Origin of the sequence: Kribbella monticola, from assembly GCF_003261635.1 — a bacterium.
In the GTDB taxonomy this organism is placed as follows: domain Bacteria; phylum Actinomycetota; class Actinomycetes; order Propionibacteriales; family Kribbellaceae; genus Kribbella; species Kribbella monticola.
Genome location: NZ_QFXK01000039.1, coordinates 492,973 through 517,861, shown reverse-complemented (window position 1 = coordinate 517,861; position 24,889 = coordinate 492,973). Strand labels below are relative to the sequence as shown.

Genomic DNA, 24,889 nt, shown 5'->3' with positions numbered 1-24,889 from the left:
ACCGTACCCAAGCATTCGACGGCGCCTCGGCGCCTGGAAGGAAAGGTCAGATGGCCAAGCGCGACGGAGTTCGCCCGATCATCAAACTGCGGAGCACCGCGGGCACCGGGTTCACCTACGTGACCCGGAAGAACCGGCGCAACGACCCCGATCGGCTGACCCTCAGCAAGTACGACCCGAAGGTCCGCCACCACGTCGAGTTCCGCGAGGAGCGGTAGCAGGCGTGGCGAAGACCAGCAAGATCGCCAAGAACGAGCAGCGTAAGAAGACTGTGGCCCTGTACGCCGGGCGCCGGGCGGAACTGAAGCGGGTCATCGCCGATCCCACCAGTTCGTTCGACGCCCGCGGCGAGGCGCAGCTGAAACTGCAGAAGCTGCCGCGGGACGCGAGCCCGATCCGGGTCCGTAACCGCGATGTGGCCGACGGCCGGCCGCGTGGGTTCCTCCGCAAGGCCGGGATCTCCCGGGTCCGGTTCCGCACGATGGCCCATCGTGGCGAACTGCCGGGAATCACCAAGTCGTCCTGGTAGATCAACCGTGCAGCCGGCGCGTCAACGCGTCGGCTGCCTGTTTCGTCCGGCGGGCCAGCGCCGGGATCGCTTCGGATGGGACGGATTCGGTGCGGAAGGTGACGCTGATCGCGGCGACCGGATGGCCGGCGTGATCGACGGCGGCACTGGCCACCGAGGCGAATCCCGGCGTGATGTGTGATTCCTCGATGGCGTATCCCTGGCGCCGTTCGTCGGCCAGCAGCCGCCGCAACTGGCTGAGCGTCTGCGGGCCGGCATCGGTACGCCGTACGAAGCTCTCCGGGGTTGGGAACAGTGCCCGGACCTGCGGGGCCGGGAGCTCGGCGAGGAGGGCCCGGCCGGATGCCGTCAATGTGGCGGGCAGGCGTACGCCGACGTCGGTGACGAGCGTGACCGGCCGGGGTGGCTGTTCTTTCAACAGGTAAACGAGTTCGCGGCCGTGCAGGACGCCGAGGTGTGCGGTCTGGCCGACGTCCGCGACGAGTTGGACGAGCAGCGGCCGGGCCAGTCGTTCGAGCGGATCGTGCCGTAGATAAGCGGATCCGATCTCGAACGCAGCGACGCCCAGCCCGTACCGCTTCTCCTCCGGCAGATGGACGACGAAGCCTTCACTGATCATTGCCTTGAGCAAGTGATACGTCGACGAGCGTGGCAGGCCGACCGCGGAGGCGATGCGCTCCATCGGTACCGGACCGGGCTGGGTGGCCAGGAACGTCAGTACCCGCAAGGTGCGGGTCGAGGCGGGAACGTTGCCGCTCACAACAGCGAGCGTAGTGCCCAGCGGTCAGAATCGGGCCGATTGGCGAGCCGGGGGCTCCGTGTCCGCCGGGGTCTGGCGCTTGCGGCGGAGCCACAGTCGCAACGCCTCGCCGAGCAGGGCCAGGCCGAACAGGCCGAGCGCGACACCCCAGGCGAAGTCGTCCTCGCCGGACAGCAGGAAACCGACACCGGTGGCCAGCGCGGCGAAGACGGTGATGGCGATCAGGAATCTCGTCATTTACAGGGTCTTCTCCGCGGTCCAGGCCGATGCTGTGGTCTCGTAACCGAGCCAGCGGTTCACCGCGAGCATCGGCGCGTTGTTGCTGTCGTTGCCGGTGAAGGCGGTGACGAATCCGGCGTCGCGGCTGCGCGTGAGAGCGGCCGACTTCACCACTTTGGCCAGCCCGCGGCCGCGGTACGACGGAATCGTGCCGGTCAGGTTCGACCAGATCACCCGCCGCTCGGGGTCGGCCGTCGTACTCACGAACGACACCACCTGCCCGTCTTCGGTCAGCAGGGCGATGCTCAGATCGCGGCGGAGATCCGGGTGATTCCAATCGGCCGCGAGCCATTCGTCGTACGCCGGGGTGTGCGACAGTCCGCTCGGATCGCCGTCAGCCACCGCAGCCCACGCTTCCCAGACCTTGTGCGGATCGATCTCGTCGAAGGTGACGACCTGAAGCCCGTCCGGTACTGCGGCGGGCGCGGGTGCCTGGCTGAGCTCGGCCTTGGCGTGACTCATCTGCCGGGCCAGGGTGAATCCGTTGTCGGCTGCGAACTTCTTCGACTCGTCGTCGTCCGACACGACAACCAAGAGGCTGCCGGCGCCGGAATCCACAGCCGCGTTGGTGATCGCCTCGGCGACCGCGGTCCCGATCCCACGCCGCCGCTCGGCCGGCGGCACGTGCACCGTCACCCGCAACCGCGGCGAGCCGCCCGCATCTTCGGCCGGCAGGTAGACGTTGCCGTAGCCAACGACCTTCTCGTCCTCCACAGCAACCAGCACGACCCGCGAGGTGTCGGTCCGCAGCTCGGCCTCGATCCCCCGCGCCGTCTTCACCAGATGCGGCATCGCTGCCGCCCACACCCCCGCAATCCCCACCGCATCCCCAACCCCCGCCACCCGAATCTCAAACCCCATCCCCCGACCCTAGATCCCCACAGGGTCGCCGATAAACCGTTGGAACCGGCCCGTGCGTCAGCCTTAACGTCATCGCCATGACCATCACGGTGACCCGCTCACCGGACCAGGAAGGCTGGATCGCCTCGCGCGACGGCGCCGCGATCGGTGAACTGCATCCTTGGCTCGCGCCCGACCGCAAACTGCGCCTCTTCTTCGGCGACACCGAACCGACGGCGTACGAGGCGTTGATCGCCAAGATCAACGGACCGTGCCTGACCACTGTCAACGAAGCTGATCGCTTGGCGATCGACGCGCTGGTCGCCCTGGGCTTCACCTCCGTCCGCCGGGAGGTGCAGTTGGAGATTCCGGTGACGCGAACCGGTTTCGAGTTGCCGGCGGGGTACCGGCTGATCAGCGCAGCTGATACCGGAGTACGGGAGTTGATGGCTCTCGACGACGCGCTCCGGAGCGATGTACCGGGTGCTGAAGGATGGGAATCGGACGAGGCGTCGTTCCGCGAGCAGACCTACGACTCGCCGTACTTCGACCCGGCGACCTACCTCGTCGCTGTGGCTCCCGATGGCTCCTACGCTGGGCTGGTCCGGGTCTGGAACGGGCCGCGTCCGCTACCCCGTCTCGGTCTGATCGGCGTACTGCGGGACCACCGTCGCCGTGGACTTGCCCGTGCTCTGGTCTCCGCGGTCCTCAACGTTTTGGCTGATCGCGGCGCCGTCCTGGTCACCGCCGAAGCCGACGAAACCAACACCGCCTCCTTGACCCTCCTCGCGTCCTTCGGCGCCACGCAGGTCGGCGCGGAACTGGAGCTCGCCCGGAGCTGAACGAGTGCTCGGGTCGCGCGGGTTGTCTCGGGTTTGAGACGGGAAGGGGGGTGGGGGTGCTGGTGGGTGGGGGTGGGGCGCGGTGGAATGGGCTGGTGCAGACAGCAGAGGTGGTTGTGGGCGTCGGGCCGTTGAGTGCGGGCGACGTGGTGGCGGTGGCGCGGTACGGCGCGTCGGTGCGGATCGATGATCAGGCGCTCGAGCAGATCGCGAAGTCGCGGGCTGCGATCGAGGCGCTCGCCCATGCGGAGACCCCGCATTACGGCGTGTCCACCGGGTTCGGGGCGTTGGCGACGCGGCATATCGCGCCTGAGCTCCGGGCTCAGCTCCAGCGCAGTCTGGTCCGGTCGCACGCGGCCGGCTCCGGACCCGAGGTCGAGACCGAGGTGGTCCGGGCGCTCGCGTTGCTCCGGCTGTCCACGCTCGCGACCGGCCGGACCGGGGTCAGGGTCGAGACCGCGCAGGCGTACGCCGGGCTGCTGAACGCTCAGCTGACCCCAGTCGTGCACGAGTACGGCAGCCTCGGTTGCTCAGGCGACCTCGCCCCGCTGTCGCACGTTGCTCTCGCGGTGATGGGGGAAGGCAAGGTCCGCGATGCCGCCGGCAATCTCCGCGATGCGGGTGAGGCGCTCGCAGCCGCCGGACTCACGCCGGTCGTCCTCGCAGAAAAGGAAGGCCTCGCGCTGATCAACGGCACCGACGGCATGCTCGGCATGCTGGTGCTCGCGCTCGCCGATCTCGACCGCCTGCTCAAGACCGCCGACATCGCGGCCGCGATGAGTGTCGAAGGCCAGCTCGGCACCGACCGGGTCTTCGCCGCCGACCTGCAAGCGCTGCGCCCGCACCCGGGGCAGGGCGCGGCCGCCGCGAACCTACGCGCAGTACTGGCCGACAGCCCGATCGTCGCGAGTCACCGCGGACCGGACTGCAACCGGGTCCAGGACGCCTATTCACTGAGGTGTTCCCCGCAGGTGCACGGCGCTGCCCGCGACACCTGCGCTCACGCCGCGACCGTCGCCGGCCGTGAGCTGGCTGCGGCGATCGACAACCCGGTGGTGCTCGAGGACGGTCGCGTCGAGTCCAACGGAAACTTCCACGGCGCACCGGTCGGCTACGTGCTCGACTTCCTCGCGATCGCCGTCGCCGACGTGGCCAGCATCAGCGAACGGCGTACGGACCGGTTCCTCGATGTCGCCCGCAACCACGGGCTGAACGCCTTCCTGGCCGACGATCCCGGTGTCGACAGCGGCCACATGATCGCGCAGTACACCCAGGCCGCGATCGTGTCCGAGCTCAAGCGGCTCGCCGTACCGGCCAGCGTCGACTCCATCCCGAGCAGCGCGATGCAGGAGGACCACGTCTCGATGGGCTGGTCGGCTGCTCGCAAGCTCCGCAAGAGCATCGACGGTCTCCAGCAGGTGCTGGCGGTCGAGATCCTCACCGCCGCGCGCGCCCTCGACATGCGCAAGCCGCTCGAACCGTCGCCCGCCACGGCCGCAGTACGGGCTGTACTGCGTGAGCATGTCGAGGGACCCGGCACCGACCGGCACCTCGCCCCCGAGATCGCGCACTCCGTCCGGCTTGTTGCTGACGGCACCTACTTGTCCGCTGTCGAGGCCGTCACCGGCCCGCTGTCCTGAGAAAGGCTGGATCACCCATGTCCGGACCACGTCCCGTTCGCGCCCCTCGCGGTACCACCCTCACCGCCCGCGGCTGGCAGCAGGAAGCCGCGCTGCGGATGCTGCAGAACAACCTCGACCCCGAGGTCGCGGAACACCCTGACGAACTGGTCGTGTACGGCGGCTCCGGCAAGGCCGCGCGCGACTGGAACTCCTTCGACGCGATGGTCCGCACGCTGACCACGCTGAAGAACGACGAGACGATGCTGGTGCAGTCCGGCCGGCCGGTCGGCGTGATGCAGACGCACGAGTGGGCGCCGCGGGTGCTGATCGCGAACTCGAACCTGGTCGGCGACTGGGCCAACTGGGAGGAGTTCCGCAAGCTGGAGGCGATGGGCCTCACGATGTACGGCCAGATGACGGCCGGGTCGTGGATCTACATCGGCACCCAGGGAATCCTGCAGGGCACCTACGAGACGTTCGCGGCCGTTGCGGCGAAGAAGTTCGGCGGCTCGCTGGCCGGCACGATCACGCTGACCGCCGGCCTCGGTGGCATGGGTGGCGCGCAGCCGCTCGCGGTCACGATGAACGACGGCGTCGCGATCTGCATCGACGTGGACGACTCCCGGATCAAGCGGCGGATCGAACACCGGTACCTCGATGTGCAGGCGACCTCGGTCGACGAGGCACTCCGGCTCGCTGAGGAGGCCAAGGCGGCCCGCAAGCCCTTGTCCATCGGCGTTCTGGGCAACGCGGCCTCGATCGTGCCGGACCTGCTGCAGCGCGGCGCGCCGATCGACATCGTGACGGACCAGACCTCGGCCCACGATCCGTTGATGTACCTGCCGGTGGGAGTGGAGTTCGAGGACTGGACCACGGCACGCGAGAAGGACCCGGCCGGCTTCACCGAGCGCGCGCAGGAATCGATGGCGCGGCACGTCGAGGCGATGGTGGGCTTCCAGGACGCGGGTGCCGAGGTGTTCGACTACGGCAACTCGATCCGCGACGAGGCCCGCAAGGCCGGGTATGCGCGAGCTTTCGAGTTCCCCGGATTCGTACCGGCGTACATCCGGCCCTTGTTCTGTGAGGGGAAGGGCCCGTTCCGGTGGGCCGCGCTGTCGGGCAACCCGGCCGACATCGCCAAGACCGACCAGGCGATCCTCGAGTTGTTCCCGGAGAACGAGCACCTGACCCGGTGGATCAAGATGGCGCAGGAGCGGGTCGCGTTCCAGGGGCTGCCGGCCCGGATCTGCTGGCTCGGTCAGGGCGAACGCGACAAGGCCGGCCTGCGGTTCAACGACATGGTTGCCTCCGGCGAACTGGAAGCGCCGATCGTGATCGGCCGCGACCACCTGGACACCGGCAGCGTGGCATCGCCGTACCGGGAGACCGAAGGGATGCTGGACGGCTCGGACGCGATCGCGGACTGGCCGCTGCTGAACGCGATGGTCAACGTGTCCAGCGGTGCGTCCTGGGTGTCCATCCACCACGGTGGTGGCGTCGGGATGGGCCGGTCGATCCACGCCGGTCAGGTATCGGTTGCCGACGGCACCGAGCTCGCCCGGCAGAAGCTGGAGCGGGTACTCACCAACGACCCGGGGATGGGCGTGATTCGGCATGTGGATGCCGGGTACCAGCGGGCGGAAGAAGTCGCGGCCGAGCAGGGCGTCAGGATCCCGATGCGGGAGAGCTGACAGTTTGCACTGTGCGACCGAGGCAATCCATAGCGCTAAGGTGCACATTCATCAGGGATGAGATTCGGTCAATTGGGGTGGTACCGGGCTCTCGTCACACTAGGATCGTGCGGGCGATCTCCGACGAGCGCGAAGGGGCGCCATGATCGAGTTCGAAGACGTCACCAAGCAGTATCCGGACGGCACCGTCGCCGTCGACCAGCTGAGCCTGCGGATCCCGAGCAACGAGATCACCGTGTTCGTCGGGCCGTCCGGCTGCGGCAAGACGACCTCGTTGCGGATGATCAACCGGACCATCGAGCGCAGCAGCGGCCGGATCTCGATCGACGGTGAGGACATCAACGACAAGGACCCCGTCGTCCTGCGGCGCGGTATCGGCTATGTGATCCAGCATGCCGGGCTGTTCCCGCACAAGACGGTCGTCGACAACGTCGCCACCGTGCCGAAGCTGCTGGGCTGGGACAAGAAGAAGTCGCGCTCGGTCGCGATGGAGTTGCTGGAGCGGGTCGGCCTCGACCTCAAACTGGCCGAGCGGTATCCGGCCCAGCTGTCCGGTGGCCAGCAGCAACGGGTCGGGGTGGCCCGCGCGCTGGCCGCCGATCCGCTGGTGATGCTGATGGACGAGCCGTTCAGCGCGGTCGACCCGATCGTGCGGCACCAGTTGCAGGAGGAACTGCTCCGGCTGCAACGCGACATCGGCAAGACCATCGTGTTCGTCACGCACGACATCGACGAGGCGATCAAACTCGGCGACAACGTGGCCGTACTGCGGGTCGGCGGCAAGCTGGCCCAGTTCGCGCCACCGAAGGAGCTGCTGGCCGATCCGGCCGACGACTTCGTCGAGAGCTTCATCGGCCAGGACCGCGGCTACCGCAAGCTGACCTTCCTCAAGGCCGACCACCTGCCACTCGGCCCGGTGCCGGCCGACCTCTCGCTCGGCGACAACGGCGAACCGCTCGGCTGGCAGAGCAACGGCGAGGTCCTGCCGATCGGCGCCGCCTTCCGCACCGGCGACTCGCTGCGCGCCGCGATGGACGCCGTACTGACCTCCCCGGTCGGTCAGGGCATCTGCGTCGACGAATCCGGCAAGGCAGTCGGCGTCATCGACTACACCACCCTCACCGGGGCACTCCGACCATGAGCTGGATCGGTGACAACACCGGCTTGATCTGGACGCAGCTCGGGCAGCACATCTATCTGTCGCTGATTCCGATGGTGCTCGGGCTGCTCATCTCGGTGCCGTTGGGGTACGTCGCGACCCGGTTCTCCTGGCTGGCGAACCCGCTGGTCGCGCTCGGTGGGGTGCTCTACTCGCTGCCGTCGATCGCGCTGTTCATCGTGTTGCCGGCCATCATCGGCACCAAGGTGCTGTCGCAGGCGAACATCATCATCGCGCTGACCATCTACGCGGTCTCGCTGCTGATCCGGAACGTGATCGACGGACTGCGGTCCGTGCCCGAGGACGTTCTGCAGGCCGCAGTGTCGGTGGGCTATGGAACGCTTCGCAGAGTGGTGACCATCGACCTTCCCATCGCCGTACCGGTGATCTTCACCGGGCTGCGCGTCGTCACGGTCGCGAACATCTCGATGGTCAGCGTCGGCGCGATCATCGGCGTCGGCGGGCTCGGTCAGCTGTTCACGCTCGGCTTCCAGCAGGACTTCCTCACCCCGATCGTGGTCGGCGTGGTGCTGTCGCTCGCGCTGGCCCTGATCGCCGACATCCTGCTGGTCGGCCTGCAACGGCTGCTGACGCCGTGGGCCCGCGCGGTCGCCCCGGTCAAGGAGGTGCTCCGATGATCCAGGGATTCCTCGACTACATCACCGACCCGGCGAACTGGTCCGGTGCCGAAGGCATCGCCAACCGGATCGTGCAGCACCTCGGGTACACGTTCCTCTCGCTGCTGATCGCCGCGGTGATCGCGTTCCCGATCGGCCTGCTGATCGGTCACACCCGGCGCGGCGCGTTCCTGGCCATCAACACGGTGAACGCGTGGCGGGCGCTGCCGACGCTGGGCCTGCTGACGCTGATCGTGCTGCTGATCGGGATCGGCAAGGTGCCGGTGATCATCGCGCTGGTGGTGCTCGGCATCCCGCCGATCCTGGCCTCGACGTACGCCGGGGTGTCCGGCGTGGACCCGGCCACCATCGACGCGGCCCGCGGGATGGGGATGACCGGGCGCGAGATCCTCACCAAGGTGGAGATCCCGATCGCGTTGCCGCTGATCATCTCCGGACTGCGCAGCGCCACCCTGCAGATCGTCTCCACCGCCACCGTCGCGGCGTACGTCGCGCTCGGCGGCCTCGGGCGGTATGTGATCGACGGGCTCAGCCTGCGGGACTTCCCGCAGATGCTGACCGGCGCCGTGCTGGTCGCCGTACTGGCCATCGTGCTCGATCTCATCTTCGCCGCGATCGGCCGGTACGCCGTGTCCGCCGGCCTCACCGGCCGACGCCGGCGAAACACTGACACCAAGACTTCAACTGCTCCGGCACCGGCCGGGGTGTAGTAACGGACCCTGGAGGATCCCGTGTTCAGAAGAACCTTCATCGGCGCCATCGCCGCGACCGCCGCGCTCGCCCTGGCGGCCTGCGGCGGCGGCAACGACGATCCGCTCGGCAGTGGCAGCAAGGACGCCGGCGGTGGCTCGGCACCCGACAAGGTCGACTCGCTGACGGTCGGCTCGGCGAACTTCGCCGAGAGCCAGCTGCTCGCGGAGATCTACGCCCAGGCACTCGAGGCCAAGGGCATCAAGGTGAACCGCAAGCTCAACATCGGCGCCCGCGAGCTCTACATGGCGGCGATCCAGGACAAGTCGGTCGACCTGCTCCCGGAGTACACCGGCGCCACCTTGGTCTACTTCAAGAAGGACGCCCCGGAGAACGAGGCCGAGGCCGTGTACAAGGCGCTCCCGGGCGTGCTGCCGAAGGGCCTGGAGGTGCTGGACAAGTCGCCGGCCGCCGACGAGGACGCGATCGTCGTCACCCCGGAGACCGCGGCGAAGTACTCGCTGAAGTCGATCGGTGACCTGAAGGCGGTCAGCAAGAACATGGTCGCCGGGGGTGGTCCCGAGTTCAAGACGCGGACCGCGGGCCTGGCCGGGATGAAGGACAAGTACGGCGTCGAGTTCAAGGAGTTCAAGACGCTGGACGCCGGTGGGCCGCTGAGCCTGAAGGCGCTGAAGGACAACACCATCCAGGTGACCCAGTTCTTCACCACCCAGTCGGCGATCCTGGACAACAAGCTGGTCGTGCTGGAGGACCCCGAGCACATCCACCTGCCGAACAACGTCGTACCGCTGATCCGTACCGACCACAAGAGCCCTGATGTGGCGTCCACGCTGAATGCGGTGCAGGCGAAGCTGACGACGGACGGACTGACCGCGCTGGTCAAGCGGATCGAGGTCGGCAAGGAAAGCGCCGACGTGGTGGCCAAGGACTGGCTGTCGAAGAACCCGCTGTCTTGACCGACTCCTTCGAGGCGATGTGGGCGGAGCTGGCCGCCATCGGCAAGGACCCCTCCACCGGGGGGTACCACCGAGGCGGCTGGACCCCCACCGAGCGAGCGTGCACCGAGTGGTTCACCACCCAGTGCACCGCCCGCGACCTCACCCTGGAATCCGACGGCCTAGGCAACCTCGTCGCCTGGTGGGAGCCGTCCGCCGACCTCGGTCGGAGCCCTGAGTCCGGCTCTCATTCCGCCGACCTTGGTCGGAGCCCTGAGTCCGGCTCGCCTTCCGCCGATCTCGGTGGAGGAGCTGGGCTGCACTCGCCTTCCGCCTTCCCTTCCTCTGACCGAGGCGCGCGCGAAGCGCGTGCGAGGTCAGGTGTTGTGACTGGAAGTCACTTGGATTCGGTGATTGACGGCGGCGCATTTGATGGGCCGTTGGGTGTGGTGTCGGCGCTGGCGGCGGTGGATCGGTTGCGGGCGGAGGGGTTTGTGCCTTCGGTGCCGATCGGGGTGGGTGCGTTCGTGGAGGAGGAGGGGTCGCGATTCGGGATGCCTTGTCTGGGATCTCGGGTCGCAACGGGAGTGCTGCCGGCCTCGAAAGCGCTTGGTTTCAAGGACAGAAGCGGTGTGCCGTTGGCGGAGGCGCTGTCCGAGCTGGGGATCGACCCGGCTGGAGTTGGTCCGTCGCCGTTGCTGGAGCGGATGGGAACGTTCGTCGAGTTGCACGTGGAACAAGGGCGAGCGCTGACCGCGCCCGTGGGAGTGGCGAGCTCCATCTGGCCGCACGGACGGTTCCGGTTCACCTTCACCGGCGAGGCGAACCACGCCGGTACGACGTTGATGGAAGACCGGCACGACCCGATGCTCACCTATGCGATGACCGCCCTGGCGGCCAACAAGCAGGCCCGCCTCGCCGGCGCGCGAGCAACCTTCGGCCGCCTCTCGGTCGAGCCGAACGGCACGAACGCCGTACCGTCGCAGGTGACCGCCTGGCTTGATGCGCGGGCGGCGACCGACGAGGTGCTCCAATCGTTGCTGTCGGCAATTACCAGGCAAGCGGTGGAACGCGCCGAGCGGGACGGTACCAGCGTCGAGGTGACGCCTGAGTCGGTCTCGCCGATCGTGGAGTTCCCGTCCGGTCTGCGTGACCGGCTGGCCGCAGTACTGGATGATGCGCCGGTGTTGCCGACCGGGGCCGGTCACGACGCGGGGGTGTTCTCGGACGCGGGGATCCCGACCGCGATGCTGTTCGTACGGAATCCCACCGGTGTCTCGCATTCGCCGGCCGAGCACGCGGAGATGGACGATTGCCTGGCCGGGGTGGACGCGCTGGCCGCAGTACTGAAGGATCTCGCAAAGTGACGGCGTATTGGTGTGAGCAAGCGCTGTTGCCGACCGGGCTGGCCTCTGGTGTGCTGGTGACGGTGGTGGACGGACGCTTCGCCTCTGTCGAGGCAGACGCGTTGCCCGGTGACGCGGCGCGGTTGAGCGGGATCGTCCTGCCTGGCTTGGCGAACTGCCACAGCCACGCGTTCCACCGCGCGCTGCGTGGTCGCACGCAGACCGAGCGCGGGACGTTCTGGACGTGGCGCGATCAGATGTACGGCGTGGCGTCGTTGCTCACCCCGGACAGCTACTACCAGCTAGCACGGGCCGTGTACGGCGAGATGGTGCTCAGCGGGATTACCGCGGTGGGGGAGTTCCACTACCTTCACCACGCGCCTGGCGGCAAGCGGTACGACGATCCGAACGCGATGGGGCAGGCGCTGATCGCGGCCGCGCGGGATGCCGGGCTGCGGATCACCTTGCTCGATACCTGTTATGTAGCAGGCGGAATCGACCAGCCGCTGAGCGACGCTCAGGTGCGGTTCAGTGACGGCGATGCGTCGGCCTGGGCTTCCCGGGTGCTGTCGCTGAGCTCGGACTTCGGAGACGACGTGGTGATCGGCGCGGCCGCGCATTCGGTCCGCGGGGTGCCGGTCGACCAGCTCGGCGCGGTGGCCTCGGCGCTGCCGGCTGCGCCGCTGCACATCCACTTGTCGGAGCAGGTCGCGGAGAACGCGGCCTGCCTGGCGGCGTACGGGCGTACTCCGGCGCAGGTGCTCGACGAGACCGGGTTCCTCGATGCGCGGACGAGCGCGGTGCACGCGACGCATCTGACGCCGGTCGACGTCGGGTTGCTCGGCAGTTCCGCGACGTACTCGTGTTTCTGCCCAACGACCGAACGCGATCTGGCCGACGGGATCGGGCCCTCGGTCGCGCTGCGCGACGCGGGATCGCGGCTGACATTGGGCTCGGACAGTCATGCGGTGATCGACTTGTTCGAGGAGATGCGCGCGGTGGAGCTGGACGAACGGCTCGCCTCGCAAGAGCGCGGGCACTGGTCGGCTGCCGAGTTGCTGGCCGCTGCGACCGTGGACGGGCATCGGTCGCTCGGGTTCGACGACGCGGGGGCGATCGAGGTCGGCGCGCGGGCGGATCTGGTCGCCGTACGGACCTCGACTGTGCGGACGGCCGGGACCGGATCGTCCTTGGAGACCTTGGTGTTCGCCGCTTCGGCGCTCGATGTCTCCGAGGTGGTCGTCTCGGGGAGACAGGTTGTTGCTGATGGCAATCATGTGAAGCTGGACGTGGCGGCCGAGCTGGCCGCGTCGATCTCGGCGGTGACTTCGTGACGTCGGTGTTGCTGACCGGGATCGGGTCGCTGGTCACCAACGACCCCTCGCGCGGCGCGGTCTCCGGCGGCGCGCGCCCGGACGGAGTCGCCGCGCTCGGTGAGGTGACGGACGCGGCGATCGTGATCGAAGGCGGCAAGTTCGCCTGGGTCGGGCGGCGAGTGGATGCCCCGGCGGCGGACAGTTCGTTGGATCTGGGTGGGCGCGCGGTGATCCCGGGCTTCGTGGATTCCCATTCGCACTTGGTCTTCGCGGGCGACCGGGCGGAGGAGTTCGCCGCCCGGATGACCGGTACGCCGTACAGCGCAGGCGGCATCCGTACGACGGTGGCCGCGACACGAGCCGCGACTGACGAGCAGCTCACCGCGAACGTCGCCCGGCTGGTGACCGAGATGCGCCGGCAGGGTACGACGACGGTGGAGATCAAGTCGGGATACGGGCTGACGGTCGCGGACGAGGCGCGTGGCCTGGCGATCGCGGCGGAGTTCACCGACGAGACGACCTACCTCGGGGCGCATGTGGTGCCGCCGGAGTACGCGGACGACCCGGCGGGCTACGTGTCGCTGGTGACCGGGCCGATGCTCGAGTCGGCGGCTGCTCATGCGAAGTGGGTGGACGTCTTCGTCGAGAAGGGTGCGTTCGACGCGGATCAGGCCCGGGCGATCCTGACCGCCGGTGCGAAGAAGGGGCTCGGGCTGCGGGTCCACGCGAACCAGCTCGGCCTCGGCCCCGGCGTACAGCTTGCCTGTGAGCTCGGCGCGGCCGCAGCCGACCATTGCACGCACCTGTCCGACGCCGACGTGGACGCGCTCGCTTCGACCGGGGTGGTCGCAGGATTGCTGCCGGCTGTCGAGTTCTCCACGCGTTCGCCGTACCCGGACGCCCGGCGCCTTCTCGCTGCCGGCGTCACCATCGCCCTCGCGAGCGACTGCAACCCCGGCTCCTGCTACTCGTCGTCGATACCGCTCTGCATCGCCCTCGCCGTCCGCGAGATGCACATGACCCCCGCCGAAGCCCTCTGGTCCGCCACCGCCGGCGGCGCCGCCTCCCTCCAACGCCCCGACCTCGGCCAGATCACCGCCGGCACCCCCGCCAACCTTGCAGTCCTCGACGCCCCTACCTACCTCCACCTCGCCTACCGCCCCGGCGTCCCCCTGATAGCCCAAACCTTCCTCAACGGCCGGCCGGTCTGAACCGCCAACACTGATCAACCCGCAGACCGGAGCAGTCGCCACGCTCACTGACATGGTCAGGCGACTTGGAGGAACTGGTTGGTCAGTGTTGGCAGTCCCATCGCCTTGGTCACCGCCTCCACCACCCACTCTGGGTCGTACATGATGTCCTCCCAGCTGAACCGCAACAGCCTCCAGCCACGAACGCTCAGGGCGACGTGTCGGCGGCAGTCTTTGACCAGCGCCTGTCGAGTGCCATGGTGTTCGAATCCGTCTGCCTCCAGCGCGATACGCAGACCTGGATGGCCGAGATCGAGGCGACCGGAAAAGCTCGCATCCCGAACCACCCACTGAGGGACGAATCCGTCGATACCAGCTTCGATCAGAATGGCTCGCAGCGCCGACTCCAGCACCGATTCGGATCGTCCGTCCGCCAGCAACACCAACTCCTTCAGGCGGCGTCGGTGAGGCCCGCGACGCTTGCCGGCCGCTGCCAGCAGATCGTCGTGGTCCACCAGCCGCTGGTGCAGAGCCGAATCCGCGACAGCGAGTCCCTCCGCGAGTGGCAGGCTCCGCAGGCAGTCGAGGACGGTCTGGATCGGCGTCGTCACCTCACCGTCGACGGCCACCTCGGCCCAATGCATTACACAGGGCCGGCCTGTTCGCCGGCGCACCTTCTTCGGTGCCAAAGTGACGTGCGGCAAACTCGGTCGGGTGACTACATCCATCCCCCAGTACTCCGCGGCGCTGAGATAGGACACGACCCCGCCGTGGCTGCGAGCGGCGGTCAGCGCAGAGGGCGCCTTCGGGAGTGCGTAAACCCCCTTCGCTACTCGCTGGATCGAGCCTTCTGCCAGGGCCTTCCTGATCTCGTGGGCAGAGACGAGGGCGCGAAGGTCGCCGAAGGTTGCACTTCCGCCACGTCGGCCGAGCACATCGACAACGTCTCCCATCCTCACATCGTGGCCCAATCACAGCCGGTCCGACCGGGGTTGTCCACAGGTGCGGACCGCCAACACTGACCAACTCTCCTCGAGCCGCCCGCAGCGGCCAGCCTGAGCGTGCAGTCAGGAGCGCGGAAGACGTTGATCAGTGTTGGCAGTCCGGTTAACTGGGCGGCATGTCGCGTATCACCGTCGCTCGGAGCATTCAGGGGCAGTTGCCGTACTTTCCGTCTGCGGTGCGGACGGGGGACGGGCGCGTGGTGGTGGTGTGGCGGGAAGGGCGTGGGCATGTGCGGAGTGTGGGGCGGATCGTGCTTGCCGAGAGTGTGGACGGGGTGGAGTGGTCGGAGCCGCGGGTGGTGGTGGACGGGGTGTACGACGACCGGGATCCGATGCTCGTGGAGCTTGCGGGCGGGGATTTGTTGCTGAGCTGGTTCCAGATCGACTGGTCGGTGCCGCCGTACGTGTGCCCGGGGGTGCTGGTCGCGCGGTCGACGGATGGCGGGGCGACCTGGGGAGAACCGGTGGCCGTCGGGTCGCGGATGGTGCAGGAGACCGAGGAGGTCTGGCACGGGTTCCGGGCGGGGCACATCGTGGCGCACGGGCAGCTTCTCGAGTTGCCGGGCGGGGACCTGCTCGCACCTGTGTACGGGGTGTTCCCGGGCGACGCGCGCCACTCGGCGAGCGTGGTGCGGTCGACGGATGGCGGGCGCACCTGGCCGGCGGCGAGTGAGGTGGTGCTGGGGCGGCGCCCGGATCGCGAGTACCTCGAACCCGTGCTGACCCTCCTGCCCGGCGGCCAGGTGGTGGCTCTGCTCCGGACCGACGAGGAGGCCGAGCTGACCAGATCGGACGACAACGGGCTGACCTGGTCCGAGCCCGAGCCGTGCGGGTTGCACGCGTCCTCAGCAGACACGCTGACCCTGTCCGACGGCGCCGTACTGGTTGCGTACGGCGATGTCTCCAAGCGCTTCAACCCCGGCCGGCCGACGGTCGCGACGATCGTCAAGGACCCGCTCGGCCGGTGGGACCAGGACCCGGTGCACCTGGTGATCGACGCCGGCCGGGACACCCAGGACCAGTCGAACCCGGCCGTCGTCGAACTCCCCGGCGATCGCCTGCTGATCATCAGCTACGACATCTTCACCCGCGAGATCGTCGGCGAACTCCTGCCGCGCGCCGCTCTCGACTGAGAAAACCTGATGCGCCACGGGTACGTGCTCGGCACCCTTGAAGCATGTCCAGGACCGCGGTCGCGAGAGTCGACGGAGATTTCCGCCGGCGGCTGGTGGCTGCCTTCAACTGGACCTGGGACCGCGGCGCGTACTCCGGCTACGCCAACCTCACCGGCTGGTGGCGCGACGCCGACCTGATCCGCGAACTCGGCCCCGCCCTCGGCGGCCTGTACGACGTACGTCCCACCGTCGTCGTCGGGCCGGTCTCTCGCGGCGCGCTGGTCGGGGCCTTGACCGCGGCCGCGCTGGGAGTCGGGTTCGTGGAGGTCCGCAAGAACGCGGGACAGTCGACCGACAGCGATCGCTGGGTACTGCGAACGACCGGGCCGGATTACCAGGACCGGCATGTGGTGTTCGGATTCCGCCGCAACCTGATCAAGGCCGGCGACCGGGTGCTGATGGTCGACGACTGGGCCGCCACCGGCGAGACGGCTCGCGTGGTTCGAGCGTTGATCGAGGACTGCGGCGCTCAGTGGATCGGTGCCGCTTGCATCGTCGACGCGCTCGACAACGCCCGCTTCCGGCACGAACTACCGCTACGCGCCCTGCTCGACGTACGGAATCTCTAGGCGGTCAACTGCCGCAAGAGCGCTAGTCGGTGAGTTCCTTGGAGAGCATGGCGCTGGTGGTGTGGTTGGGGCGGCGGAGTTTGCCGACCTCGACGAAGCCGCGGGCCGCGTGGAAGGCGAGTGAGGCCTCGTCGGGTGGGTCGGACTGGACCCGGGCGACCAGCCGGTCGAAGGGCTTGGCCGCGCGTTCGACGGCCCGGTAGACGCTGGTGGCGATGCCCTGGCGGCGATGCTTCTCGGCGACCACGATCCGGTCCAGGTGCAGAAAGCGGTCGGCGTACGTCGCGTTGAACCACTGGAAGTCGAGGCTGTCGTGGGCGGAGCCGGGGGCGAAGGTGAGCACGAAGGCGGCGACCTCGTCCTCGATCTCCACCACGGCGGCATGGGCGGCGATCAGCCGGAGCCAGTCCAGCCGGTCGGGGCCTAGCGGGTCCGTCTGCTCGACCGCGGCTGCGTTCAGCGCGAGCACGGCCGGCTCGTCGGCAGAGGTCATGGGGCGGAGTTTCACCCTCACACCCTCCCACGCGGGGTGCCTTCCGCGGCAGGGGTGTGGTGAGGGCTTGACCAGGCTCTTCCCCGATCCGGCCCCGAAAATCCGGTCCCGGGGTTGGGAATGACCCCGGGGTGCGGCAATGTTGAGCCAGGTGAACTCAAGTCTGCTGATCCGGCCGCCGGTCCGATTTGAATCCGGACCCCCGGCGAGGCAACATTGAGTCTGCATCACTCAACTTCGTGGAGGTAACGCACATGGCCCGCGCGGTCGGTATCGATCTCGGTACGACGAACTCTGTCATCGCCGTACTGGAAGGTGGCGAGCCCACCGTCATCCCCAACGCCGAGGGAGCCCGTACGACGCCCTCGGTCGTGGCCTTCGCCAAGAACGGCGAGGTCCTGGTCGGCGAGGTGGCCAAGCGCCAGGCCACCACGAACGTCGACCGCACGATCCGTTCCGTCAAGCGCCACATGGGCGAGGACTGGAACGTCAGCATCGACGGCAAGAAGTTCACCCCGCAGCAGATCAGCGCGTTCGTGCTGCAGAAGCTGAAGCGGGACGCCGAGGCGTACCTCGGGGAGCAGGTCACCGACGCGGTCATCACCGTGCCGGCCTACTTCTCCGACGCGCAGCGCCAGGCGACCAAGGAAGCCGGCGAGATCGCCGGTCTGAACGTGCACCGGATCGTCAACGAGCCGACCGCGGCCGCGCTGGCCTACGGCCTGGACAAGGGCACCGAGCAGACCATCCTGGTCTTCGACCTCGGTGGCGGCACCTTCGACGTGTCGCTGCTGGAGATCGGTGACGGCGTCTTCGAGGTGAAGGCCACCAGCGGTGACAACCACCTCGGTGGCGACGACTGGGACCAGCGGATCGTGCAGTGGCTGGTGACCCAGTTCAAGAACAAGAACGGCACCGACCTGTCCGGCGACAAGATGGCCATGCAGCGTCTGCAGGAGGCCGCCGAGAAGGCCAAGATCGAGCTGTCCAGCGCCGCTGAGACCTCGATCCACCTGCCGTACCTGAGCCTGACCGACTCCGGTCCGCTGCACCTGGAGGAGAAGCTCTCCCGGGCCGAGTTCCAGAAGCTCACCAACGACCTGCTCGAGCGCGCCCGCGCCCCGTTCAAGGCCGTCATCAAGGACGCCGGTATCGACGTGAGCAAGATCGACCACGTCATCCTCGTCGGTGGCTCCACCCGGATGCCAGCGGTCGCCGAGCTCGTCAAGGAGCTGACCGGCGGCAAGGACCCGAACAAGGGTGTGAACCCGGACGAGGTCGTCGCGGTCGGCGCCTCCCTGCAGGCCGGTGTGCTGAAGGGTGAGGTCAAGGACGTCCTGCTGCTCGACGTGACCCCGCTGAGCCTGGGCATCGAGACCAAGGGCGGTGTGTTCACCAAGATCATCGAGCGCAACACCACGATCCCGACCAAGGGTTCGGAGATCTTCACCACGGCCGAGGACAACCAGCCGTCGGTGATGATCCAGGTCTACCAGGGCGAGCGCGAGATGGCCCGCGACAACAAGTCGCTCGGCAACTTCGAGCTGACCGGCCTGCCGCCGGCGCCGCGGAACGTGCCACAGATCGAGGTCACCTTCGACATCGACGCGAACGGCATCGTGCACGTGAACGCCAAGGACCTGGCCACCGGCAAGGAGCAGCGGATGACCGTCACCGGTGGCTCCGCGCTGCCGAAGGACGACATCGACAAGATGGTCCGCGACGCCGAGCAGTACGCCGAGGAGGACCGCAAGCGCCGCGAGGCCGTCGAGTCCCGCAACCAGGCCGAGGGCCTGGTCTACCAGACCGAGAAGTTCCTGACCGAGAACGAGGACAAGATCCCCGACGACGTCAAGACCGAGGTCAAGGACGGCGTCAGCGAGCTCAAGAAGGCGCTCGAGGGTGACGACGCCGACGCGATCAAGGCCGCGTCGGAGAAGCTCGCCCAGTCCAGCCAGAAGATGGGTGCCGCGATGTACGCGAACGCCCAGGCCGCCGGCACCTCCGACGAGAGCGCCTCGGCCGACGGTGAGAGCACCGGCAACGCCGACGACGACGTGGTCGACGCGGAGATCGTGGACGAGGACCGCCCGCAGGACTCCAAGCCTGAGGACACCAAGTGACCGATCGCCCCACTTCTGGCAGCGAGTTCGGTGACGGCGAGCCCGTCGTCCGCGACAAGCGCCGGATCGACCCCGACACCGGGAACCTGCGAGAGCCTGCCGAGGCTCCCGCGGGTGCCCCGCCGGCCGCACCCGGTACGCCGGGCGCGCAGCCGCCGCGGGATCCCTCGGACCTGATCGGGCCGTCGGCGCAGGAAGCTCTGCTGACCGAGGCCCTGGCGGAACGGACCGCCGACCTGCAGCGGTTGCAGGCGGAGTACGTGAACTACAAGCGCCGGGTGGACCGCGACCGGGAGGCGAACCGCGAGGTCGTCATCGGTTCGGTGCTGACCGAGTTGCTGCAGACCCTGGACGACATCGGGCGGGCCCGCGAGGCGGGTGAGCTCGAGGGTGCGTTCAAGGCGGTGGCCGAATCGGTCGAGCGGGTCACCGAGAAGCTCGGCCTGGTGAAGTTCGGCGAGGTGGGCGACCGCTTCGACCCGCGGATCCACGAGGCGCTGCTGCACAACTACTCCGACGAGGTGGACGGCCCGACCGCGACGCTGGTGATGCAGCCGGGGTACCGCCTCGGCGACCGGATCCTGCGGGCGGCCCGGGTGGCCGTCTCGGAGCCGACCGAGCAACTGCCGGAGACCAAGCCCGACGACGAGTCCGGCGACAGTGAAAAGCCCGCTGAGTAAGCCGATCGGTGAGGAGGTGAGGCGTCGATGAGTACGAAAGACTGGTTGGAGAAGGACTTCTACAAGGTTCTCGGCGTCTCCAAGACCGCGGAGCCGGACGAGATCAAGAAGGCCTATCGCAAGCTGGCGCGCAAGTACCACCCGGACTCCAACGCCGGGGACGCGTCGGCGGAGGCCAAGTTCAAGGAGGTCTCGGAGGCGTACGACGTCGTCGGGGACGCCAAGAAGCGCAAGGAGTACGACGAGGCGCGCCGGCTGTTCGGGAGCGGCGGCTTCCGGATGCCGGGCAGCGGCGGCACGGCCGGCGGGCAGGGTGGTTTCGGCTTCGATGTCGGCGACCTGTTCAACCGGTCGGGCTCGACCGGTGGCGGCGGCCTCGGCGACATCCTGGGCGGCATGTTCGGCGGCGGGGCCGGCCGGACCACGACCACCACGTCGACGGCCCGGCCGCGGCGCGGCGCCGACATCGAGACCGAGGCGACGATCGAGTTCGCCGAGGCCGTCAACGGTGTCACCGTCGCGCTCCGGATGACCAGCGACGAACCCTGCAAGACGTGCCGCGGCACCGGCGCGAAGTACGGGACTGTGCCGAAGGTCTGCCTGAAGTGCGAAGGCACGGGAATGCAGACCTCGGTCCAGGGCGGTGTCTTCGCGATGACCGAGCCGTGCACCGAGTGCAAGGGGCGCGGCCTGGTCGTGGACCAGCCTTGTGAGACCTGCCACGGTTCCGGCCGCGGCCAGTCGAGCAAGACCATGCAGGTCCGGATTCCCGCGGGTGTGCAGGACAACCAGCGGATCCGGCTGAAGGGCAAGGGCGCGGCCGGCGAGCGGGGTGGCCCCGCGGGCGACCTCTACGTCAGCGTGCACGTGAAGCCGCACCGGATCTTCGGCCGGCAGGGCGAGCACCTGACGCTGACCGTGCCGGTGAGCTTCACCGAGGCCGCGCTGGGTGCCGAGATCAAGGTGCCGACCCTGGACGGGCTTCCCGTCACCGTGCGGATCCCCGCCGGTACTGCGAACGGCAGCAAGCTGCGCGTTCGGGGCAAGGGATCGGTGCGGCGGGACGGCACCAAGGGCGACCTGCTGCTCACCATCGAGGTGCAGGTCCCGCACGAGTTGACCGACGAGCAGCGGACCAAGCTGCAGGAGTTCAACACGGCCTCGGCCCAGCCCGACCTGCGCGCCGGGTTGTTCGGGAGTTCCTGATGGGCATCCCGTTCAACCAGGTGCCGACCTGGGACGACCGCACCCCGATCTACGTGATCTCGGTGGCGGCCCAGCTGGCCGGTATGCACCCGCAGACGTTGCGCCAGTACGACCGGCTGGGGCTTGTCACGCCCAGCCGGGCGTCCGGCCGCGGCCGGCGCTACTCGGCGTACGACGTGGCGAAGCTGCGTTACGTCCAGCACCTGTCCCAGGAGGAGGGTGTCAACCTCGCGGGAATCCGGCACATCCTCGAGCTACAGTCGGAGGTGGAGGGCCTGCGCAGGCGGGTCAACCAGCTGCTGGCCGAAGTTCAGCGCGGTGTCGGGGCGTCGCGCCAGCACACCAACAGCAGGGTCTTCTCGGCCGGTCCCGCCGGTGACGTGATCGCGATGGGCCGCCAGCAGACCAGCACCCGATGGATCCGTACCCAGCCGCTCGAACTAGGGCGGCCCTGACTGCCGGAAACTCCTTCTTCTGAAGGGGTCTCCGATTCCCCGGACGCGCCACATCCCCCCAGGTGCGTCCGGGCCGGGGCGCCCTCCCCAAGGCGCCGCCGAAAGACCGGAGCGAGTCCACCCCCCCAGGACGACCTCCGGCAGACCGGAGGTCGTCGCCCCCCGCGACACCTCCGGAGGACCGAAGGCGGTCCACCCCCCCAGGATGCCTTCGGTTGAGCCCTCGGACCCCACCCCCGGGTCCGAGGGCTTCCTCATGTCCGTGCGTGGAGTTCACCTGCTGATCACTCGGTGGTATGCGACGAACCTGTCGTTCCGTCGACCGGCGGCCTACGCTGGCGAGGTGACGCTCACCTTGCAGACGGACCGGTTGCTGATCCGGGAGTGGGAAGAAGGCGACGCCGAGGCCGCGCTGGAGATCTACGGCTCGGCCGATGTGGCGCAGTGGTTGTCGCCGGCGATCGACCAGGTCACCGACGCGGCCACGATGCGCGCCATCCTGCAGGCCTGGATCGAGGCCCAGCCGAACTTCGTCGTACCGGCCGGGCGCTGGGCCGTGGTCCGCAAGGAGGACGGCGAGGTGATCGGCGGCCTGCTGATCCGCCTGCTGCCGCCGTACGAGGAGGACCTGGAGATCGGCTGGCAGTTCCGGCCGTCGGTGTGGGGCAACGGCTACGCCAGCGAGGCGAGCAAGGCGCTGATGGGCTGGGCGTTCTCCAGCGGCGACGTCGACGAGTTGTTCGCCGTCGCCCGGCCGAACAACAAGCGGGCGATCGGCACCGCAGGCCGCCTCGGGATGGAGTGGGTCGGCGAGACCGACAAGTACTACGACCTCAACCTGCAGGTGTACCGGATGCGCGCAGCCGACTTCAAACCCTGAACCACCAAGAAGGCGGCCCCGAGTAGGACGTAGCCCGAGCCCACGAGGTGCTCGGGCAGAGACCACTTGCGCCCTTCCGGATTCAGGTACTGGTGCGGCCCGATGACGAAGTCGGCGAGGATCACAATCGTTGCCGCGAGCATCCACTTGCTCTGCCGCGCGTACTTGATCAGCAGCAGCGAGGCCGGCGCGATCCACACCCAGTGGTGCGACCAACTGACCGGCGAGGCGAGCAGTCCCCACACAGCGATCACCAGCAGCGCCCGCACGTCGTCGCCGACGGCCCGTGCTCGATAGGCAGCAAGACCGGCCAGTACGCCGCTCGCGAGCACCAACCCCAGCCACACAAGGGTTCTGGGTGTCCCGTCGCCCATCACCCGATGCAGCACGGCCTGGAAGCACTGGTTGTACGCGTACGTCGCGCCGCCGATGCGATCCGGGTCGAACAACACACCGAACCAGTACTTCGTGGAGTCGGCCGGCGCGAGCGCGAACCCGACCAGGGCCAACCCGACGAAGGTCATGCCTGCGACGGCTGCCTCGCGGTACTGCCGGCGTACGAGGAAGTAGACGATGAACACGGCAGGGGTCAGCTTGATCGCGGCGGCCAGGCCGACCAGGACGCCCCGGGGCCAGCGGGTGCGGGGGAGCAGACAGTCGAGCGCGACCAGGCCCATCAGGATGAGATTGATCTGACCGAAGCCGATCGTCGACCGGACCGGTTCGAACGCGAACGCAAAGACCGCACCGAGCAGACCGATCGCGAGGGCCCGCCGGTTCCAGCCGAGCAGGCGGTGGAGCACGGCGAGCATGGTTGCGGTCAACGCCGCCGTACTCGCAACACACATCGCGAGATCAGCCAGTGGCATGGGCAGCAGGTGCAGGGGGACGAACAGCACCGCCGCGAGCGGTGGGTAGGTGAAGGGAAGCGCGATCCAGGGGACGAGCTGCCCGAAGCCTTCGGAGTACAGGCTGACGTGGTGCAGTACGGCGAATCCACCGGTCCGGTAGACGTTCAGGTCGACGTTGCCCGACCACCAGAAGTAGAGCAACGGCGTGAGGCCCACCGCCAGCAGGAGGAGCTGGAGATGTCTGCGCTCCAGCCAGTCGACGACCGCGCTCACCGGACGGCCTCGACCGGATCGGACTGAACGACCGGCGGCCTCGTGACTACCGCGCGCAGACTCGTGACTAGCAAGGCGATCCCGGCGATCAGGTACGAGTTGCCCATCAAAGCCTGCGGAAAGTTGTGATGGAACTCCTTGTCGTCCGCCCAGGGAGCCCACCAGGGCAGGCCGAGGGCGAACACGAGTGTCCAGGCCGCTGCAAAGATCTTCATCGCGGTGCCGCGGGCGACCCAGGACCACACGACGGCGGTGGCGGGCAACGCCCAGACCCAGTGATTGGACCAGGAGATCGGCGAGACGAGCAGTCCGGTGAAGCCGGTCACCACGAGCGCGTCGAGCGAGCGTCCGGCGGAGTACAGGCGGCGGGCGATGGCGAGGCCCGCGGCGCCGACGATAGTGGCCGAGAGCAACCAAAGCGGACCGGTGGCTGCCGAGTTCTCAGTGAGCCGGGCGATCGTGCCCCGCAATGACTGGTTGCTGATGTAGTGGGCCGGGCCCGGACGGCTGGGGTCGAAGATGTAACGGGTCCAGAAGTCCACTGTCGGACCGGGCATGACGAGCCAGCCCAGCACCAGGGTGCCCGCGGTCGCCGCCGTGGCGACGGCCGCCTCGCGGAAGCGCCGGGTCACCAGCAGGAAGACGATGAAGATCCCCGGAGTCAGTTTGATGCCGGTGGCAACACCGACCAGGAGGCCGCGGAACCGGCGTGGGGTGTGACCGAGCAGGTCGACCATCAACAGAGCCAGCAGAACAAGGTTGATCTGCCCCATCCCGAACGTGGACGACACGGGCTCGAGGAGCAGTCCGGCCGCGGAGCAGAACAGCCCGGCTCCGATCAGCCGGTCCCGGGACCACCGCGGCCGTAGCGCACGGGCCGTGACCGCGCCGACGGCAAGCAGCGACAGGCCCGACAGCAACGTCATCAGCAACCTGGCGAAGTGCTCGCCGATCGCCAGCGGCGCCATGATCACGGCCGCGAACGGCGGATAGGTGAAGCCCAGTCCCATGCCGGGGTACTTCTGGTTCACGGTGTAGATGTCGTCACCGTCGACGAAACCTCTGGCGCCGGCGAAGTACACGCGCAGGTCGGACATCGAGGACGACGGCGGCCAGAGCGCCACGCAGGTAACGATGACGTCCGCTCCGGCGAGGGCGAACCAGGGCAGCAGGTTCCGGCTCTTCACCGGTGGGAGAACTGGACTTGTGGTCATGTTTCCGACCCTCGCCGCCGGACCCCGGTCACCACATCGCCGTCAGGTGCCCACTGTGGTCACTGGATCGGATGACGCGCCACGAACGGCTGTCACTCCAAAGAGTGA

The 24,889-nt window shown here is 68.3% G+C and carries 26 protein-coding genes; 19 read left to right on the top strand and 7 right to left on the bottom strand.

The annotated features are described in order from the left end of the window. Nucleotides 1–50: 50 nt before the first annotated feature. Nucleotides 51–218 carry a 50S ribosomal protein L33 gene (gene rpmG / locus DIZ26_RS33895; protein ID WP_112248621.1) on the top strand — a complete coding sequence of 56 codons (168 nt, stop codon included), beginning with the start codon at nt 51–53 and terminating at the stop codon, nt 216–218. Between the two features lie 5 nt (nt 219–223). Beyond that, entirely contained in the window at nt 224–529 is a 306-nt protein-coding gene (gene rpsN, locus DIZ26_RS33890) for a 30S ribosomal protein S14 (RefSeq protein WP_112248620.1), read from the top strand. Between the two features lies 1 nt (nt 530). Here the strand turns inward: rpsN and DIZ26_RS33885 are convergent, their stop codons facing one another. The 3 genes from DIZ26_RS33885 to DIZ26_RS33875 are packed head-to-tail and all read right to left on the bottom strand — an operon-like array spanning nt 531 to nt 2,429. Then, nucleotides 531–1,289 carry an IclR family transcriptional regulator gene (locus tag DIZ26_RS33885; protein WP_112248619.1) on the bottom strand — a complete coding sequence of 253 codons (759 nt, stop codon included), beginning with the start codon at nt 1,287–1,289 and terminating at the stop codon, nt 531–533. 24 nt (nt 1,290–1,313) lie between these two features. Then, a complete protein-coding gene (locus DIZ26_RS33880) occupies nt 1,314–1,526 on the bottom strand; it encodes a hypothetical protein (protein WP_112248618.1) in 213 nt (70 codons plus the stop codon). Beyond that, a complete protein-coding gene (locus DIZ26_RS33875) occupies nt 1,527–2,429 on the bottom strand; it encodes a GNAT family N-acetyltransferase (protein ID WP_232828785.1) in 903 nt (300 codons plus the stop codon). It abuts the gene before it with no gap. Between the two features lie 77 nt (nt 2,430–2,506). On the opposite strand from DIZ26_RS33875, the gene DIZ26_RS33870 reads away from it, so the two are divergent. From DIZ26_RS33870 to hutI, 10 genes are all read left to right on the top strand, one after another. Then, on the top strand, nt 2,507–3,250 hold the full coding sequence (locus tag DIZ26_RS33870; RefSeq protein WP_112248617.1) for a GNAT family N-acetyltransferase: 744 nt from the start codon (nt 2,507–2,509) through the stop codon (nt 3,248–3,250). A 95-nt stretch (nt 3,251–3,345) separates the two neighbouring features. Beyond that, the gene (gene hutH / locus DIZ26_RS33865; RefSeq protein WP_112248616.1) at nt 3,346–4,890 is read left to right on the top strand and encodes a histidine ammonia-lyase; all 1,545 of its coding nucleotides are present in this window, start codon (nt 3,346–3,348) and stop codon (nt 4,888–4,890) included. Between the two features lie 17 nt (nt 4,891–4,907). Further along, the gene (hutU, locus tag DIZ26_RS33860) at nt 4,908–6,563 is read left to right on the top strand and encodes a urocanate hydratase (RefSeq protein ID WP_112248615.1); all 1,656 of its coding nucleotides are present in this window, start codon (nt 4,908–4,910) and stop codon (nt 6,561–6,563) included. 142 nt (nt 6,564–6,705) lie between these two features. Continuing rightward, nucleotides 6,706–7,704, top strand: a complete 999-nt coding sequence (locus DIZ26_RS33855) for an ABC transporter ATP-binding protein (RefSeq protein WP_112248614.1) — start codon at nt 6,706–6,708, stop codon at nt 7,702–7,704. Next, nucleotides 7,701–8,360 carry an ABC transporter permease gene (locus tag DIZ26_RS33850; protein WP_112248613.1) on the top strand — a complete coding sequence of 220 codons (660 nt, stop codon included), beginning with the start codon at nt 7,701–7,703 and terminating at the stop codon, nt 8,358–8,360. Before DIZ26_RS33855 ends, DIZ26_RS33850 begins: the two co-directional genes overlap by 4 nt. Next, a complete protein-coding gene (locus DIZ26_RS33845) occupies nt 8,357–9,070 on the top strand; it encodes an ABC transporter permease (protein ID WP_112248612.1) in 714 nt (237 codons plus the stop codon). Before DIZ26_RS33850 ends, DIZ26_RS33845 begins: the two co-directional genes overlap by 4 nt. 21 nt (nt 9,071–9,091) lie before the next feature. Then, nucleotides 9,092–10,027, top strand: coding sequence for an ABC transporter substrate-binding protein (locus tag DIZ26_RS33840; RefSeq protein WP_112248611.1), 936 nt, complete (start codon nt 9,092–9,094; stop codon nt 10,025–10,027). Nucleotides 10,028–10,044: 17 nt separating this feature from the next. After that, nucleotides 10,045–11,373: an allantoate amidohydrolase gene (locus DIZ26_RS33835; RefSeq protein ID WP_232828817.1), complete on the top strand. Its 1,329-nt coding sequence runs from the start codon at nt 10,045–10,047 to the stop codon at nt 11,371–11,373. Next, the gene (locus DIZ26_RS33830; protein WP_112248609.1) at nt 11,370–12,686 is read left to right on the top strand and encodes a formimidoylglutamate deiminase; all 1,317 of its coding nucleotides are present in this window, start codon (nt 11,370–11,372) and stop codon (nt 12,684–12,686) included. The genes DIZ26_RS33835 and DIZ26_RS33830 overlap by 4 nt, the downstream gene beginning before the upstream one ends. Beyond that, complete coding sequence (hutI, locus tag DIZ26_RS33825) at nt 12,683–13,879, top strand: imidazolonepropionase (protein WP_112248608.1); 1,197 nt, start codon at nt 12,683–12,685, stop codon at nt 13,877–13,879. Before DIZ26_RS33830 ends, hutI begins: the two co-directional genes overlap by 4 nt. Before the next feature lie 56 nt (nt 13,880–13,935). Here the strand turns inward: hutI and DIZ26_RS33820 are convergent, their stop codons facing one another. Then, nucleotides 13,936–14,811, bottom strand: a complete 876-nt coding sequence (locus DIZ26_RS33820; protein WP_112248607.1) for a DUF559 domain-containing protein — start codon at nt 14,809–14,811, stop codon at nt 13,936–13,938. A 167-nt stretch (nt 14,812–14,978) separates the two neighbouring features. On the opposite strand from DIZ26_RS33820, the gene DIZ26_RS33815 reads away from it, so the two are divergent. After that, a complete protein-coding gene (locus tag DIZ26_RS33815; RefSeq protein WP_112248606.1) occupies nt 14,979–15,995 on the top strand; it encodes an exo-alpha-sialidase in 1,017 nt (338 codons plus the stop codon). A gap of 44 nt (nt 15,996–16,039) precedes the next feature. Continuing rightward, the gene (locus tag DIZ26_RS33810) at nt 16,040–16,606 is read left to right on the top strand and encodes a phosphoribosyltransferase family protein (protein ID WP_112248605.1); all 567 of its coding nucleotides are present in this window, start codon (nt 16,040–16,042) and stop codon (nt 16,604–16,606) included. Between the two features lie 22 nt (nt 16,607–16,628). Here DIZ26_RS33810 and DIZ26_RS33805 read toward each other — a convergent pair whose 3' ends face one another. Next, complete coding sequence (locus DIZ26_RS33805) at nt 16,629–17,099, bottom strand: GNAT family N-acetyltransferase (protein ID WP_112248604.1); 471 nt, start codon at nt 17,097–17,099, stop codon at nt 16,629–16,631. Nucleotides 17,100–17,353: 254 nt separating this feature from the next. On the opposite strand from DIZ26_RS33805, the gene dnaK reads away from it, so the two are divergent. From dnaK to DIZ26_RS33780, 5 genes are all read left to right on the top strand, one after another. Continuing rightward, a complete protein-coding gene (gene dnaK / locus DIZ26_RS33800) occupies nt 17,354–19,222 on the top strand; it encodes a molecular chaperone DnaK (protein ID WP_112248603.1) in 1,869 nt (622 codons plus the stop codon). Further along, nucleotides 19,219–19,902 (top strand): nucleotide exchange factor GrpE, encoded by a 684-nt coding sequence (gene grpE, locus DIZ26_RS33795; RefSeq protein WP_112248602.1) that lies wholly within the window; start codon nt 19,219–19,221, stop codon nt 19,900–19,902. The genes dnaK and grpE overlap by 4 nt, the downstream gene beginning before the upstream one ends. 27 nt (nt 19,903–19,929) lie before the next feature. Next, complete coding sequence (dnaJ, locus tag DIZ26_RS33790) at nt 19,930–21,108, top strand: molecular chaperone DnaJ (RefSeq protein ID WP_112248601.1); 1,179 nt, start codon at nt 19,930–19,932, stop codon at nt 21,106–21,108. After that, nucleotides 21,108–21,563, top strand: a complete 456-nt coding sequence (locus DIZ26_RS33785) for a heat shock protein transcriptional repressor HspR (protein ID WP_112248600.1) — start codon at nt 21,108–21,110, stop codon at nt 21,561–21,563. Before dnaJ ends, DIZ26_RS33785 begins: the two co-directional genes overlap by 1 nt. Nucleotides 21,564–21,906: 343 nt before the next feature. Further along, nucleotides 21,907–22,443, top strand: coding sequence for a GNAT family N-acetyltransferase (locus tag DIZ26_RS33780; RefSeq protein ID WP_112248756.1), 537 nt, complete (start codon nt 21,907–21,909; stop codon nt 22,441–22,443). On the opposite strand, the gene DIZ26_RS33775 is transcribed toward DIZ26_RS33780, so the two are convergent. Both DIZ26_RS33775 and DIZ26_RS33770 read right to left on the bottom strand, forming a co-directional pair. Continuing rightward, nucleotides 22,389–23,567 (bottom strand): glycosyltransferase 87 family protein, encoded by a 1,179-nt coding sequence (locus DIZ26_RS33775; RefSeq protein ID WP_157979892.1) that lies wholly within the window; start codon nt 23,565–23,567, stop codon nt 22,389–22,391. The genes DIZ26_RS33780 and DIZ26_RS33775 overlap by 55 nt on opposite strands. After that, nucleotides 23,564–24,781 (bottom strand): glycosyltransferase 87 family protein, encoded by a 1,218-nt coding sequence (locus DIZ26_RS33770; RefSeq protein ID WP_112248755.1) that lies wholly within the window; start codon nt 24,779–24,781, stop codon nt 23,564–23,566. Before DIZ26_RS33770 ends, DIZ26_RS33775 begins: the two co-directional genes overlap by 4 nt. Between the last annotated feature and the right edge of the window lie 108 nt (nt 24,782–24,889).

Excerpts from the sequence above, each read along its gene's own strand:
- rpmG (WP_112248621.1), top strand. The coding sequence starts at position 51 with ATGGCCAAGCGCGACGGAGTTCGCCCGATCATCAAACTGCGGAGCACC.
- DIZ26_RS33880 (WP_112248618.1), bottom strand. The coding sequence starts at position 1,526 with ATGACGAGATTCCTGATCGCCATCACCGTCTTCGCCGCGCTGGCCACC.
- DIZ26_RS33875 (WP_232828785.1), bottom strand. The coding sequence starts at position 2,429 with ATGGGGTTTGAGATTCGGGTGGCGGGGGTTGGGGATGCGGTGGGGATT.
- DIZ26_RS33870 (WP_112248617.1), top strand. The coding sequence starts at position 2,507 with ATGACCATCACGGTGACCCGCTCACCGGACCAGGAAGGCTGGATCGCC.
- hutU (WP_112248615.1), top strand. The coding sequence starts at position 4,908 with ATGTCCGGACCACGTCCCGTTCGCGCCCCTCGCGGTACCACCCTCACC.
- DIZ26_RS33855 (WP_112248614.1), top strand. The coding sequence starts at position 6,706 with ATGATCGAGTTCGAAGACGTCACCAAGCAGTATCCGGACGGCACCGTC.
- DIZ26_RS33850 (WP_112248613.1), top strand. The coding sequence starts at position 7,701 with ATGAGCTGGATCGGTGACAACACCGGCTTGATCTGGACGCAGCTCGGG.
- DIZ26_RS33845 (WP_112248612.1), top strand. The coding sequence starts at position 8,357 with ATGATCCAGGGATTCCTCGACTACATCACCGACCCGGCGAACTGGTCC.
- DIZ26_RS33835 (WP_232828817.1), top strand. The coding sequence starts at position 10,045 with ATGTGGGCGGAGCTGGCCGCCATCGGCAAGGACCCCTCCACCGGGGGG.
- DIZ26_RS33820 (WP_112248607.1), bottom strand. The coding sequence starts at position 14,811 with ATGGGAGACGTTGTCGATGTGCTCGGCCGACGTGGCGGAAGTGCAACC.
- DIZ26_RS33815 (WP_112248606.1), top strand. The coding sequence starts at position 14,979 with ATGTCGCGTATCACCGTCGCTCGGAGCATTCAGGGGCAGTTGCCGTAC.
- DIZ26_RS33810 (WP_112248605.1), top strand. The coding sequence starts at position 16,040 with ATGTCCAGGACCGCGGTCGCGAGAGTCGACGGAGATTTCCGCCGGCGG.
- DIZ26_RS33805 (WP_112248604.1), bottom strand. The coding sequence starts at position 17,099 with ATGACCTCTGCCGACGAGCCGGCCGTGCTCGCGCTGAACGCAGCCGCG.
- dnaK (WP_112248603.1), top strand. The coding sequence starts at position 17,354 with ATGGCCCGCGCGGTCGGTATCGATCTCGGTACGACGAACTCTGTCATC.
- dnaJ (WP_112248601.1), top strand. The coding sequence starts at position 19,930 with ATGAGTACGAAAGACTGGTTGGAGAAGGACTTCTACAAGGTTCTCGGC.
- DIZ26_RS33785 (WP_112248600.1), top strand. The coding sequence starts at position 21,108 with ATGGGCATCCCGTTCAACCAGGTGCCGACCTGGGACGACCGCACCCCG.
- DIZ26_RS33770 (WP_112248755.1), bottom strand. The coding sequence starts at position 24,781 with ATGACCACAAGTCCAGTTCTCCCACCGGTGAAGAGCCGGAACCTGCTG.